Origin of the sequence: Pseudomonas sp. R11F (assembly GCF_050312575.1) — a bacterium.
Lineage (GTDB): Bacteria > Pseudomonadota > Gammaproteobacteria > Pseudomonadales > Pseudomonadaceae > Aquipseudomonas > Aquipseudomonas palleroniana.
The window spans coordinates 63,039-76,334 of the sequence record NZ_JBNPJU010000036.1 but is presented as its reverse complement, the minus strand read 5'-3'; the positions used below and the strand labels follow the sequence as shown (position 1 = coordinate 76,334).

14 protein-coding genes are annotated in these 13,296 nt (G+C 57.8%); all 14 read right to left on the bottom strand.

What is annotated here, in order from left to right:
• Positions 1-52: 52 nt before the first annotated feature.
• Complete coding sequence (glmS, locus tag ACQRBV_RS09310; RefSeq protein WP_090367819.1) at positions 53-1,885, bottom strand: glutamine--fructose-6-phosphate transaminase (isomerizing); 1,833 nt, start codon at positions 1,883-1,885, stop codon at positions 53-55.
• A gap of 10 nt (positions 1,886-1,895) precedes the next feature.
• Positions 1,896-2,663 carry a DeoR/GlpR family DNA-binding transcription regulator gene (locus ACQRBV_RS09305; protein ID WP_090367817.1) on the bottom strand — a complete coding sequence of 256 codons (768 nt, stop codon included), beginning with the start codon at positions 2,661-2,663 and terminating at the stop codon, positions 1,896-1,898.
• Positions 2,664-2,869: 206 nt separating this feature from the next.
• On the bottom strand, positions 2,870-4,237 hold the full coding sequence (glmU, locus tag ACQRBV_RS09300) for a bifunctional UDP-N-acetylglucosamine diphosphorylase/glucosamine-1-phosphate N-acetyltransferase GlmU (RefSeq protein WP_104995073.1): 1,368 nt from the start codon (positions 4,235-4,237) through the stop codon (positions 2,870-2,872).
• Positions 4,238-4,360: 123 nt separating this feature from the next.
• Positions 4,361-4,777 (bottom strand): F0F1 ATP synthase subunit epsilon, encoded by a 417-nt coding sequence (locus ACQRBV_RS09295; RefSeq protein ID WP_003177061.1) that lies wholly within the window; start codon positions 4,775-4,777, stop codon positions 4,361-4,363.
• Between the two features lie 44 nt (positions 4,778-4,821).
• Positions 4,822-6,198, bottom strand: coding sequence for a F0F1 ATP synthase subunit beta (gene atpD, locus ACQRBV_RS09290; protein WP_060756579.1), 1,377 nt, complete (start codon positions 6,196-6,198; stop codon positions 4,822-4,824).
• A 27-nt stretch (positions 6,199-6,225) separates the two neighbouring features.
• Positions 6,226-7,086 (bottom strand): F0F1 ATP synthase subunit gamma, encoded by an 861-nt coding sequence (gene atpG, locus ACQRBV_RS09285; RefSeq protein ID WP_010207685.1) that lies wholly within the window; start codon positions 7,084-7,086, stop codon positions 6,226-6,228.
• A gap of 50 nt (positions 7,087-7,136) precedes the next feature.
• On the bottom strand, positions 7,137-8,681 hold the full coding sequence (gene atpA, locus ACQRBV_RS09280) for a F0F1 ATP synthase subunit alpha (protein WP_060756578.1): 1,545 nt from the start codon (positions 8,679-8,681) through the stop codon (positions 7,137-7,139).
• A 21-nt stretch (positions 8,682-8,702) separates the two neighbouring features.
• Entirely contained in the window at positions 8,703-9,239 is a 537-nt protein-coding gene (locus ACQRBV_RS09275) for a F0F1 ATP synthase subunit delta (RefSeq protein ID WP_060756577.1), read from the bottom strand.
• A gap of 12 nt (positions 9,240-9,251) precedes the next feature.
• On the bottom strand, positions 9,252-9,722 hold the full coding sequence (locus tag ACQRBV_RS09270; RefSeq protein ID WP_060756576.1) for a F0F1 ATP synthase subunit B: 471 nt from the start codon (positions 9,720-9,722) through the stop codon (positions 9,252-9,254).
• Positions 9,723-9,778: 56 nt separating this feature from the next.
• Positions 9,779-10,036 carry a F0F1 ATP synthase subunit C gene (gene atpE, locus ACQRBV_RS09265; RefSeq protein ID WP_002555987.1) on the bottom strand — a complete coding sequence of 86 codons (258 nt, stop codon included), beginning with the start codon at positions 10,034-10,036 and terminating at the stop codon, positions 9,779-9,781.
• Between the two features lie 132 nt (positions 10,037-10,168).
• A complete protein-coding gene (gene atpB, locus ACQRBV_RS09260; protein WP_024078254.1) occupies positions 10,169-11,038 on the bottom strand; it encodes a F0F1 ATP synthase subunit A in 870 nt (289 codons plus the stop codon).
• A gap of 16 nt (positions 11,039-11,054) precedes the next feature.
• Entirely contained in the window at positions 11,055-11,462 is a 408-nt protein-coding gene (locus ACQRBV_RS09255) for a F0F1 ATP synthase subunit I (RefSeq protein ID WP_090367811.1), read from the bottom strand.
• A gap of 148 nt (positions 11,463-11,610) precedes the next feature.
• On the bottom strand, positions 11,611-12,483 hold the full coding sequence (locus ACQRBV_RS09250; protein WP_411984877.1) for a ParB/RepB/Spo0J family partition protein: 873 nt from the start codon (positions 12,481-12,483) through the stop codon (positions 11,611-11,613).
• A 9-nt stretch (positions 12,484-12,492) separates the two neighbouring features.
• A complete protein-coding gene (locus ACQRBV_RS09245) occupies positions 12,493-13,290 on the bottom strand; it encodes a ParA family protein (protein WP_060756572.1) in 798 nt (265 codons plus the stop codon).
• Between the last annotated feature and the right edge of the window lie 6 nt (positions 13,291-13,296).

Below are 13,296 nucleotides of genomic sequence, written 5' to 3'. Positions count from 1 at the left end.
TCCTTGCGCGGGAAGCCTGGAGACCCAGGGCGGGTCTCCAAGGTGCAGCGGGTTACTCCACAGTCACCGACTTCGCCAGGTTACGCGGCTGGTCCACGTCGGTGCCTTTGAGCACGGCCACGTAGTACGACAGCAACTGCAGCGGGATGGTGTAGAGGATCGGCGACAGGGTGTCGTGGATGTGCGGCATATTGATGACGTGGGTGCCTTCACCGTTGGCCATGCCGGCCTTCTCATCGGCGAACACGATCAGCTGGCCACCGCGAGCGCGTACTTCCTGCAGGTTGGATTTGAGCTTCTCCAGCAGTTCGTTGTTCGGCGCCACGGTGACGACTGGCATGTCGTCATCGACCAGGGCCAGCGGGCCGTGTTTCAACTCACCGGCCGGGTAGGCTTCAGCGTGAATATAGGAGATTTCCTTGAGTTTCAGCGAACCTTCCATCGCTACCGGGTACTGCGCGCCACGGCCGAGGAACAGGGTGTGGTTCTTGTCGGCGAACAGTTCGGCGACTTTTTCCACGGTGGCATCCATCGCCAGGGCTTCGCCCAGACGGGTTGGCAGGCGGCGCAGTTCTTCAACCAGGGTCGCTTCAAGACCTTCAGCGAGCGTACCGCGCACCTGGCCCAGGGACAGGGTCAGCAGCAGCAGGGAAACCAACTGGGTGGTGAAGGCTTTGGTGGAGGCTACGCCGATTTCACGACCCGCCTGGGTCAACAGGGTCAGGTCGGATTCACGCACCAGGGAGCTGATGCTGACGTTGCAGATCGCCAGGCTGCCGAGGAAGCCCAGCTCCTTGGCGTTACGCAGTGCAGCCAGCGTGTCGGCGGTTTCGCCGGACTGGGAGATAGTCACGAACAGGGTGTCAGGCTGCACCACCACCTTGCGGTAGCGGAACTCACTGGCCACTTCGACCTGGCACGGGATGCCGGCCAGTTCTTCCAGCCAGTAACGGGCGACCATACCGGCGTGGTAGCTGGTGCCACAGGCGACGATCTGTACGTTGCGCACTTTGGCGAACAGTTCGGCGGCCTGCGGGCCGAATGCATTGACCAGCACTTGGTTCTGGCTCAGACGACCTTCCAGGGTACGTTGCACCACGGACGGTTGCTCGTGGATTTCCTTGAGCATGAAGTGGCGGAATTCGCCCTTGTCAGCCGCTTCGGCGCCATCACGGTATTGCACGGCCTCGCGCTCGACCGATTGACCGTTGATATCCCAGATCTGCACGCTTTCACGGCGAATGTCAGCGATATCGCCTTCTTCCAGGTACATGAAGCGGTCGGTGACCTGGCGCAGTGCCAGTTGATCGGACGCCAGGAAGTTCTCACCCAGGCCCAGGCCGATCACCAGCGGGCTGCCACTACGGGCGGCAACCACACGGTCGGGCTGGCTGGCGCTGATCACGGCCAAGCCATAGGCACCGTGCAGTTCCTTGACCGTGGCCTTGAGGGCATTGGTCAGGTCGCTGTGGTCCTTGAGTTTGTGGTTCAGCAAGTGCGCGATGACTTCGGTGTCGGTGTCCGAAGTGAACACATACCCCAGGCCCTTGAGCTGTTCGCGCAGCACTTCGTGGTTTTCGATGATGCCGTTGTGCACCACAGCCAGGTCACCGGAGAAATGCGGGTGAGCATTGCGTTCACACGGCGCGCCATGAGTCGCCCAGCGGGTGTGGGCGATACCCAGGCGACCTACCAGCGGCTCGCCGGCCAATGCCTGGTCCAACTCGCTGACCTTACCTGGGCGACGCATGCGCTCAAGCTTGCCCGCGTTGGTGAAAACCGCCACACCGGCACTGTCATAGCCGCGATATTCGAGACGCTTGAGGCCTTCGATCAGGATGGCCGTAATACTACGTTCAGCGACTGCGCCAACAATTCCACACATGGTATTTCTCCTAGATGACTGCCGCGCATATCAGCGTAATGCCGCGGGCTTGGATCTGGTCGCGGGCCTCAGGCGGCAGGCGATCATCGGTAATTAAGGTATGGACGCTGCTCCAGGGCAGTTCCAGGTTGGGAATCTTGCGGCCGATCTTGTCGGACTCGACCATCACCACCACTTCACGAGCGACTTCGGCCATTACCCGGCTCAAGCCGAGCAATTCGTTAAAGGTAGTGGTGCCACGTTCCAGATCGATGCCGTCGGCACCGATGAACAACTGGTCAAAGTCGTAGGAACGCAGCACTTGCTCGGCGACCTGGCCTTGGAACGAGTCTGAATGCGGATCCCAGGTGCCACCGGTCATCAACAACACCGGCTCATGTTCCAGCTCGCTCAACGCACGGGCCACGTGGAGGGAGTTGGTCATCACTACCAGGCCGGGTTGATGGCCCAGTTCGGGAATCATCGCGGCGGTCGTACTGCCGCTGTCGATGATGATGCGTGCGTGTTCACGCAAACGCATCACGGCCGCACGGGCGATCGCGCGCTTGTAGGTCGAGATGGGCTGAGCGGCGTCGCCGACCAGTTCCTGCGGCATGGTGATAGCGCCACCGTAGCGGCGCAGCAGCAGGCCGTTGCTCTCAAGGGCAGCCAGGTCCTTGCGGATAGTCACTTCCGACGTTTCGAAATGCTTGGCCAATACGTCCACGCTGACTTCGCCCTGCTCATTGAGCAAGGTCAGAATATTGTGGCGTCGTTGGGGGGTATTTCGTTTCGACATGGTGATGATAAGTTTCGTTTCGAAAGATAACGGACGCAATCAAAACCTATTACCGAAAGATCGTCAAGTAACATTTCTTGAAATGTGGGAGGGGGCTTGCTCCCGATAGCAATAGATCAGTCAACTCAGGCATCGACTGAAAACCGCCATCGGGAGCAAGCCCCCTCCCACACTGGAGTCTTGTTGCTGGGGAAATTGTGGATAACTCAGCTCTTTTTGATCTTGACCGGGCGTTTCCAGCCGTCGATGTTGCGCTGGCGGGCACGGGCTACGCCGAGCTGCAAGTTATCCACATCCTGGTTGATGGTGGAACCTGCAGCTGTGGTCGCGCCATTACCAACTTTCACCGGGGCGACCAGTGAATTGTTAGAACCGATAAACACATCTTCACCCAATACAGTCTGGTGCTTGTTGGCGCCGTCATAATTGCAGGTGATGGTGCCAGCGCCGATGTTGGTGCGTGCACCGATAACCGCATCACCCAAGTAAGTCAGGTGACCAGCCTTGGCGCCTTGGCCCAGGTGGGCGTTCTTCAGTTCAACAAAGTTACCCACATGGGCTTTGGCTTCAAGCACGCTACCCGGACGCAACCGCGCAAACGGGCCTGCATCACTGCCCTCGCCCATCACCGCGCCATCGAGGTGGCTGTTAGCCTTGACCACCACACCTTTGCGCAGGGTACTGTCCTTGATCACGCAGTTCGGGCCAATCACCACGTCGTCCTCAATCACGACGCGACCTTCCAGAATCACGTTGATGTCGATGAGGACGTCTCGGCCCACGGTGACTTCACCGCGCACGTCGAATCGCGCCGGGTCGCGCAAGGTCACGCCTTGGGCCATCAGGCGGCGACCTTCGCGCAGTTGGTAGTGACGTTCCAGTTCGGCCAGTTGCTTGCGGTCGTTGGCGCCCTGCACTTCCATCGGGTCGTGAGGTTGCTCGGTAGCGACCAGCAAGCCATCGCTGACGGCCATTTCAATCACGTCGGTGAGGTAATACTCGCCCTGAGCATTGTTGTTGGACAGACGGCTCATCCAGTCAGCAAGCTTACTGGCCGGGACCGCCAGAATGCCGGTGTTGCCTTCGGTGATAGCACGCTGGGCTTCGGTGGCGTCTTTGTGCTCGACAATGGCCGCAACCTTGCCGTCGGCGTCACGCACGATGCGCCCGTAGCCGGTAGGGTCGTCCAACTCCACGGTGAGCAGGCCCATCTGGCCGGGTACTACGTGTTTGAGCAGGCGTTGCAGGGTTTCCACTTCGATCAGCGGCACATCGCCATAGAGGATCAGCACCGTGTCGGCACTGATGAACGGCACGGCTTGTGCCGTGGCGTGGCCAGTACCCAGTTGCTTGTCTTGCAATACGAAATTCAAGTCATCCGCGGCGAGACGTTCACGTACCACATCGGCACCGTGCCCGATCACCACGTGAATCCGCTGCGGGTCCAACTGCCGAGCGCTGTGGATAACATGGCCGAGCATGGAGTTCCCCGCGACCGGGTGCAGCACCTTGGGCAGGGCCGAACGCATGCGAGTGCCCTGGCCTGCGGCGAGAATGACGATTTCAAGAGACATGAATGGCTACCAATCCTGGGCGGTCCGAGTTCAGACCAAAGAAGTGTTTTACAAAAAAAGAAAAAGGGTAGCCGAGGCTACCCTTTTTAATCAATCGCGCATGAAGCATGACGGCATGGCCGTTTACTTCTTGCGGATCTGCTGGAGCGTGCGCAGCTGAGCTGCAGCCTCGGCCAGACGTACAGCAGCAGCGCTGTAGTCGAAGTCCGCACCCTTTTCGTTCAGGGCCTTCTCGGCAGCCTTGACGGCTTCCTGAGCGGAGGCTTCATCCAGGTCGCCAGCACGTTGCACAGTGTCGGCAAGTACCTTGACCATGTTCGGCTGAACCTCGAGGAAACCACCAGAGATGTAAAACACCTCTTTTTCCCCGCCTTGCTTGGTCAGAGTGATCGGACCTGGCTTCAAGCTGGTGATCAACGGCGCGTGACCCATGGCAATACCAAGGTCACCGAGTTCGCCGTGTGCAATCACCATCTCTACCAGACCGGAGAAGATTTCCCCTTCCGCGCTGACGATATCGCAATGGACTGTCATAGCCATCTGATTGCCTCAACCTGATGAGCGCCCGTTTCCGGGCGCCTGGATTACAGTTTCTTGGCTTTCTCGATCGCTTCTTCGATGCCGCCGACCATGTAGAACGCTTGTTCTGGCAGGTGGTCGTAGTCACCGTTGAGGATGCCTTTGAAGCCAGCAATGGTGTCTTTCAGGGAAACGTATTTACCCGAAGCACCGGTGAAGACTTCAGCCACGAAGAACGGCTGCGACAAGAAACGCTGGATCTTACGAGCACGGTTTACCAACTGCTTGTCGGCTTCCGACAGCTCGTCCATACCCAGGATCGCAATGATGTCCTTCAGTTCTTTGTAACGCTGCAGCACGTACTGAACGCCGCGAGCGGTGTCGTAGTGCTCCTGGCCGATCACGTTCGGGTCCAGCTGGCGCGAAGTCGAGTCGAGTGGATCGACCGCTGGGTAGATACCCAGGGAAGCGATGTCACGGGACAGAACGACGGTGGCGTCCAAGTGGGCGAAGGTGGTCGCAGGCGACGGGTCGGTCAAGTCATCCGCAGGTACGTATACCGCTTGGATCGAGGTGATCGAACCTTCCTTGGTCGAAGTGATACGTTCTTGCAGAACGCCCATCTCTTCAGCCAGGGTCGGCTGGTAGCCTACTGCCGAAGGCATACGGCCCAGCAGTGCGGATACTTCAGTACCGGCCAGGGTGTAACGGTAGATGTTGTCGACGAACAACAGTACGTCGTTACCTTCGTCACGGAACTTCTCGGCCATGGTCAGGCCAGTCAGTGCTACGCGCAGACGGTTTCCCGGCGGCTCGTTCATCTGACCGTAAACCAGTGCCACTTTGTCCAGAACGTTGGAGTCCTTCATCTCGTGGTAGAAGTCGTTACCCTCACGAGTACGCTCACCCACACCCGCGAACACGGAATAACCGCTGTGCTCGATGGCGATGTTACGGATCAGTTCCATCATGTTTACGGTCTTGCCTACACCGGCACCACCGAACAGACCGACTTTACCGCCTTTGGCGAACGGGCAAACCAGGTCGATAACCTTGATGCCGGTTTCCAGCAGATCGTTGCCGCCAGCTTGCTCGGCGAACGAAGGTGCTGGACGGTGAATGCCCCAGCGCTCTTCGGTGTCGATCGGGCCAGCTTCGTCAATCGGGTTGCCCAGTACGTCCATGATCCGGCCCAGGGTCGCTTTACCGACCGGTACGGAGATGGCTGCGCCAGAGTCGACAACGTCCAGACCGCGCTTCAAGCCTTCGGTGGAACCCATCGCAATGGTACGAACTACGCCGTCGCCCAGCTGCTGCTGAACTTCCAGAGTAGTGTCCGCGCCTTGTACTTTCAGCGCGTTGTAGATGCTCGGTACGTTGTCGCGTGGAAATTCCACGTCGATAACGGCGCCGATGATTTGAACGATACGTCCGCTACTCATAGCTGGATCCTCTGAATATTTGAACCGTTAAACCGCGGCAGCGCCGCCGACGATTTCCGAGATCTCTTGGGTGATCGCAGCCTGACGCGCCTTGTTGTAGATCAGCTGCAAATCGCTGATCAGATCACCGGCGTTATCGGTAGCGTTTTTCATCGCGATCATCCGCGCCGCTTGTTCAGCTGCGTTGTTCTCGACCACCGCCTGGTACACCTGCGACTCCACGTAGCGCACCATCAAGCCGTCAAGCAGCTCTTTGGCGTCTGGTTCGTAGAGGTAGTCCCAGTGGTGCTTGAGTTCCTGATCCGGAGTCGCCACCAGTGGAATCAATTGCTCCACGGTTGGCTGCTGGGTCATGGTGTTGATGAACTTGTTGGATACCACGGAGAGACGGTCAATCCGGCCTTCCAGGTATGCATCCAGCATCACCTTCACACTGCCGATCAAATCATTGATCGACGGCTCTTCACCCAGGTGGCTGATAGCTGCAACGACGTTACCGCCGAAGTTACGGAAAAAGGCCGCACCCTTGCTACCAACAACACACAGATCGATCTCGACGCCCTTTTCGCGGTTTACCGCCATGTCCTTGACCAGGGCCTTGAACAGGTTGGTATTCAAACCACCGCACAAACCACGGTCACTGCTCACAACCACATAACCAACGCGCTTGACTTCGCGGTCGATCATGAACGGGTGGCGGTATTCCGGGTTGGCGTTGGCCAGATGCCCAATTACCTGGCGGATACGCTCCGCATAAGGACGGCTAGCAGCCATGCGCATTTGTGCCTTGCGCATTTTGCTGACCGCCACTTTTTCCATGGCGCTGGTAATTTTTTGCGTGCTTTTGATGCTCGCAATCTTACTGCGAATCTCTTTTGCGCCTGCCATGTAACACCTATCAGGTTAGCAAGCGGGAGCCTTGCGGCTCCCGCTGCGGCTTACCAGGTTTGGGTGGCCTTGAACTTCTCGATACCGGCTTTCAGGCCAGCGTCGATTTCGTCATTGAAGTCACCCTTCACGTTGATCTTGGCCAACAAGTCGGCGTGATCGCGGTTGAAGTAAGCAATCAGCGCTTGTTCAAAGCTGCCGACCTTGGCGATTTCGACGTCAGTCAGGAACCCACGCTCAGCGGCATACAGCGACAACGCCATGTCAGCGATCGACATAGGGGCGTATTGCTTCTGCTTCATCAGCTCGGTAACGCGCTGACCATGCTCAAGTTGCTTACGGGTCGCTTCGTCCAGGTCAGAAGCGAACTGGGCGAATGCCGCCAGTTCACGGTACTGAGCCAGAGCGGTACGGATACCACCGGAGAGCTTCTTGATGATCTTGGTCTGAGCGGCACCACCCACACGGGATACCGAAACACCGGCGTTCACAGCAGGACGGATGCCTGAGTTGAACATGGCCGATTCCAGGAAGATCTGACCGTCGGTGATGGAAATCACGTTGGTCGGAACGAACGCGGAAACGTCGCCAGCCTGGGTTTCGATGATCGGCAGAGCGGTCAGGGAACCGGTTTTGCCGGTCACTGCGCCGTTGGTGAACTTCTCTACGTACTCTTCCGAAACGCGGGATGCGCGCTCCAGCAGACGGGAGTGGAGATAGAACACGTCGCCTGGGTAAGCTTCACGGCCTGGTGGACGGCGCAGCAGCAGGGAAATCTGGCGGTAAGCCACTGCTTGCTTGGACAGATCGTCATAAACGATCAGCGCGTCTTCACCGCGGTCGCGGAAGAATTCACCCATGGTGCAACCGGCGTACGGTGCCAGGTATTGCAGCGCAGGAGATTCCGAAGCACTGGCAGCCACGATGATCGTGTTTTTCAGTGCACCGTTTTCTTCCAGCTTGCGAACCACGTTGGCGATGGTCGATTGCTTCTGACCAATGGCTACGTAGACGCAGAAAATGCCGCTGTCTTTCTGGTTGATGATCGCGTCGATGGCCAGAGCGGTTTTACCGATCTGACGGTCGCCGATGATCAGCTCACGCTGGCCACGGCCGACAGGGATCATGGCATCGACAGCCTTGTAGCCAGTCTGTACAGGCTGGTCTACCGACTTACGCCAGATCACGCCTGGAGCAACTTTCTCGACCGCGTCGGTCTCGGTGTTGCCCAGTGGACCTTTGCCGTCAACAGGGTTACCCAGTGCGTCGACTACGCGACCCAGCAGTTCCTTACCAACCGGAACCTCCAGGATGCGGCCTGTGCACTTGGCGCTCATGCCTTCAGCCAGAGACTGGTATGCGCCCAGGATAACGGCACCTACGGAGTCCTGCTCCAGGTTGAGGGCCATACCGTAGACGCCGCCCGGAAACTCGATCATCTCGCCGGACATGACGTCGGCCAGACCGTGAATCCGCACGATACCGTCAGATACGCTGACGACAGTGCCTTCGTTACGGGCTTGGGAGGTCACATCGAGCTTGTCGATGCGGCCCTTGATAATTTCACTTATTTCGGAAGGATTGAGTTGCTGCATTGCTCTGCTGCCCCTTCAAACTCAAGATTTCAATGCTTCGGCAAGTTTCGCGATTTTGCCGCGAATCGAGCCATCGATAACCAGGTCGCCGGCACGGATAACAACACCACCGATCAGTGATGCGTCCTCCGAAGCTTGCAGGCGCACTTCCCGATTGAGTCGTGCACTGAGAACCTTGGCGAGTTTGTCTTGCTGTTCTTGGTTCAATGCAAAAGCACTGGTCACTTCAACGTCTACCGACTTCTCTTCTTCGGCCTTATACAGGTCGAACAGAGCGGCAATCTCCGGCAAAAGCAGGAGACGGTCGTTTTCGGCAACGACGTGGATGAAGTTCTGCACTTTCACATCAAACTTGTCGCCGCACACTTCAATAAAAGTGGCGGCCTTGTCTGCGCTCGTCAGGCGCGGGGCCTTGAGCACGCGCTGCATGGTGTCGTCTTGCGACACTGCTGCAGCCAGGCCGAGCATGGCTGACCAAGAGGCCAGCTGCTGGTGGGCCTGGGCGTGCTCGAAGGCTGCCTTGGCGTAAGGTCGGGCCAACGTGGTCAGTTCTGCCATGATCGCCCTCGCTTAAATTTCAGCAGCCAGTTTATTAACCAGCTCCGCGTGCGCGTTTTGATCGATTGTGGCACCGAGGATCTTCTCAGCGCCGCCGACCGCCAGGGCACCCAGTTGGGCACGCAGCGCGTCTTTGACGCCGTTCAGTTCCTGTTCGATCTCGGCATGAGCCGAAGCCTTCACACGGTCAGCTTCGACGCGGGCTTTTTCAACAGCCTCTTCGACGATCTGGTTACCGCGTTTCTTGGCTTGCTCAATGATTTCAGCTGCCTGTGCTTTAGCTTCGCGCAGTTGATGACCCGCTTTCTCTTGGGCCAACTCCAGGTCGCGAGCTGCACGGGTGGCAGCGTCCAAACCATCCGCGATCTTCTTCTGACGTTCGTGCAAAGCCGCGATGACCGGAGGCCACACGAACTTCATGCAAAACACTACAAAAATGAAGAACGCAACGGATTGGCCAATCAGGGTTGCATTAATGTTCACGCCAACACCTCGCTCATTCGTTGTCCATCACCCTAATCACTCGAAAATTCGAGTGATTAGCCAGCGAGTTGACCAACGAAGGGGTTCGCGAAGGTGAAGAACAGAGCGATACCAACGCCGATCATGGTCACGGCGTCGAGCAGGCCGGCGACGATGAACATTTTAACTTGCAGCATTGGAACCATTTCTGGCTGACGCGCTGCGCCTTCCAGGAATTTGCCGCCCAGCAGGCCGAAACCAATGGCAGTACCCAGAGCGCCCAGGCCGATCAACAGTGCAACAGCGATAGCGGTTAGACCAACTACAGTTTCCATCTTTCCTCCCGACTTTTACGTCGTATGGTTTAGGTTTTTAGATTTTAAAGCGGTAAAACAAATCGTTTCATAGCCCGCTAGGGCCACCTTCCCGTATTACCGGGAAGGACATCAGACTAGTCGAGACTGGTCTTAATGGTTCTCTTCGTGCGCCATCGACAGGTAGACGATGGTCAGCATCATGAAGATGAAGGCCTGCAGGGTGATGATCAGGATGTGGAACACAGCCCACGCCCACTGCAGAACCACGCCCAGGCCGCTAAGCCAGAGCAGACCGCTGCCGAACATCACAGCGATCAGAATGAACACCAACTCGCCGGCATACATGTTGCCGAACAGTCGCAGGGCCAGGGAGATAGGCTTGGCGACCAGGGTCACGAATTCCAGCAGGAAGTTCACCGGGATCAGCAGGGCTTGAACGAAGATGTTCTTGCTGCCGAACGGGTGCAAGGTGAGTTCGCCGATGAAGCCGCCGATGCCCTTGACCTTGATGCTGTAGAAGATGATCAACGCAAACACCGACAGGGCCATGCCCAGGGTGGCGTTAGGGTCCGTGGTGGAAACCGCACGGAATGGAATGTGGTGGTCGCCGGAGATCAGGATGGCCAGCTGAGGAATCCAGTCGACCGGTACCAGGTCGACGGCGTTCATCAGGAACACCCAGACGAAGATGGTCAGTGCCAGCGGTGCAATCACCGGGCTACGGCCATGGAAGCTGTCTTTCACGCTGCCATCGACGAATTCGACCAGTACTTCAACGAAGTTCTGCAATGCACCTGGCTGACCGGAGGTCGCCTTCTTCGCCGCCATGCGGAAAATCAGGACAAAGATCAGGCCCAGTGCGACCGACCAGCCCAGAGTATCCAGGTGGAAAGCCCAGAAGCCCATTTCCTTGGCTTCAGCTGCGGTATGGGCGAAGCCCCAGCCGCCGTTGGGAAGCTGACCGAAAGTCAGGTTCTGCAAGTGGTGCTGGATATAGCCCGAAGCGGTTGTTTCTGCCATGTGTGCCTCAAACGCCCTAAGGTTTCGAAAGTCTTGTTTTCATTAGCAGGGGAGCGAACCAGCTGACCAATTGGGTCAACACGAAGGCGCCGAATACAGCCAGCGGCGCCAATGGCTTCACACCTGCAAAGGTCAGTGCGAACAGCACTGCCGTCAAAATCAGTTTCCCTGCTTCACCGGCATAAAAAGACCGGACGATAGCCTGGGCTGCTCGGGCGCCGGAAAACCGAAAGGCCCTGTGAGCAAAATACATATTGGGCAGCAAGGCTATCAGGCCTCCGCAGAGTCCTGAATATCCGGCTACGACTCCATGCCAGTACCAAAGCGCCAATGCGGCGATCAGCAAAACGACAAATTGAGCCAATAAAACCGGGAAAACGGCCAAGCGATGGAACGGCAACGTGTTTGGCGTGCGGGTTTCCATCACTCTTGCTCCTCAATGGTCGGCTGCCGGAAATCAATAACTTGGCATAATTTGTGCCGACAAAATGCGCGCAGAGTATAGGGGCGGTTCAGCCCCTATTCAACTGTCGGGTAGTGTTTTCCGATCGCGCGCTACATAAGCAAATGTTTCAGCGGATGTGGGCAAGGACGCCCTGAAGCTCATCGAGGGAGTTATATCCGATGACCAGTTGCCCTTTGCCCTTCTTGCCATGGCGAATTTGCACCGCCGAGCCCAGCCGCTCGGCCAGGCGCTGCTCAAGGCGCGCGATATCCGGATCAGGTTTGGCCGCTTCGACCGGTGCAGGTTTGCCGCTGAGCCATTGGCGAACCAGCGCCTCGGTCTGACGAACGGTGAGGCCGCGTGCGACAACGTGTCGCGCCCCTTCAACCTGTTGATTTTCCGGCAATCCGAGCAAAGCACGAGCGTGGCCCATTTCCAGGTCGCCATGGGACAACATGGTCTTGATGACTTCCGGCAATGCGATCAGGCGCAGCAAGTTGGAAACGGTGACGCGGGATTTACCCACCGCCTCAGCCACTTGTTGCTGGGTCAGCTGGAATTCCTGCTGCAAACGCTGCAAGGCAATCGCTTCTTCGATCGGGTTGAGATCTTCACGCTGGATATTTTCGATCAACGCCATGGCGATGGCGGCTTCATCCGGCACATCGCGCACCATCGCCGGGATGGTGTCCTTGCCGGCCTGCTGGCTGGCACGCCAGCGACGTTCGCCCGCGATGATTTCAAAACGGCCACCACCAATGGGGCGTACCACAATGGGCTGCATCACCCCCTGTGTCTTGATCGAGTTGGCCAGTTCCTCCAGCGCCTGGGGGTCCATGTCCCGACGTGGCTGGTACTTACCGCGCTGGATCAGGTCCAGCGGCAGGTGTTGCAGCTCGCGCTCATCGGCCTGCACCGCTTGTTCTTCAAGCGATGTGACGGTCGGACCACTCAACAGTGCATCCAGTCCACGTCCGAGACCTCGTTTCTTGACGGCCATGGGGATTCCTTAAGTTGGCTGAGCTGCAGCGGTACGTGAGTTGCGGCGCTGACGGCGAACCATCTCGCCGGCCAATGCCAGGTAGGCAATGGCACCACGTGAGGATTTGTCATACGCCAGCGCGGGCATGCCATAGCTTGGCGCTTCGGCCAGACGGATGTTGCGTGGGATCACGGTGTCGTACAACTGATCGCCGAAGTGTTCCTTGAGCTGCGCCGACACATCGTTCATCAGGCTCAGGCGTGGGTCGAACATCGTCCGCAGCAGACCTTCGATCTGCAGGTTCGGGTTCAACAACTCGGCGATACGCTTGATGTTATCCACAAGGTCGCTCAACCCTTCCAGTGCGTAATACTCGCACTGCATGGGGATAATCACCCCGTCGGCGGCCACCAGCGCGTTCAACGTCAACATCGACAGCGACGGCGGGCAGTCGATCAAAATGTAGTCGTAGTTTTCGCGAATCGGCGCCAGTGCGCTGCGCAGACGGCTTTCTTTCATCTGCATTTCCAGCAGCACCACTTCCGCCGCGGTCAAATCGCGGTTGGCCGGCAGCAGTTGATAACCGCCGTGCTCGGAAAAGTGCATGGCCTGGGTCAGGTCGCACTCACCGATCAGCAAGTCGTAGACCGAGTTTTCCAGGCCATGTTTATCCACACCGCTACCCATGGTGGCGTTGCCCTGTGGATCAAGATCGATCAACAGCACCCGACGCTTGGTAGCGACCAGGGATGCTGCGAGGTTGATGCAGGTGGTGGTTTTGCCCACGCCACCTTTCTGGTTCGCTATCGCGAATACCTTAGCCATTCTTGC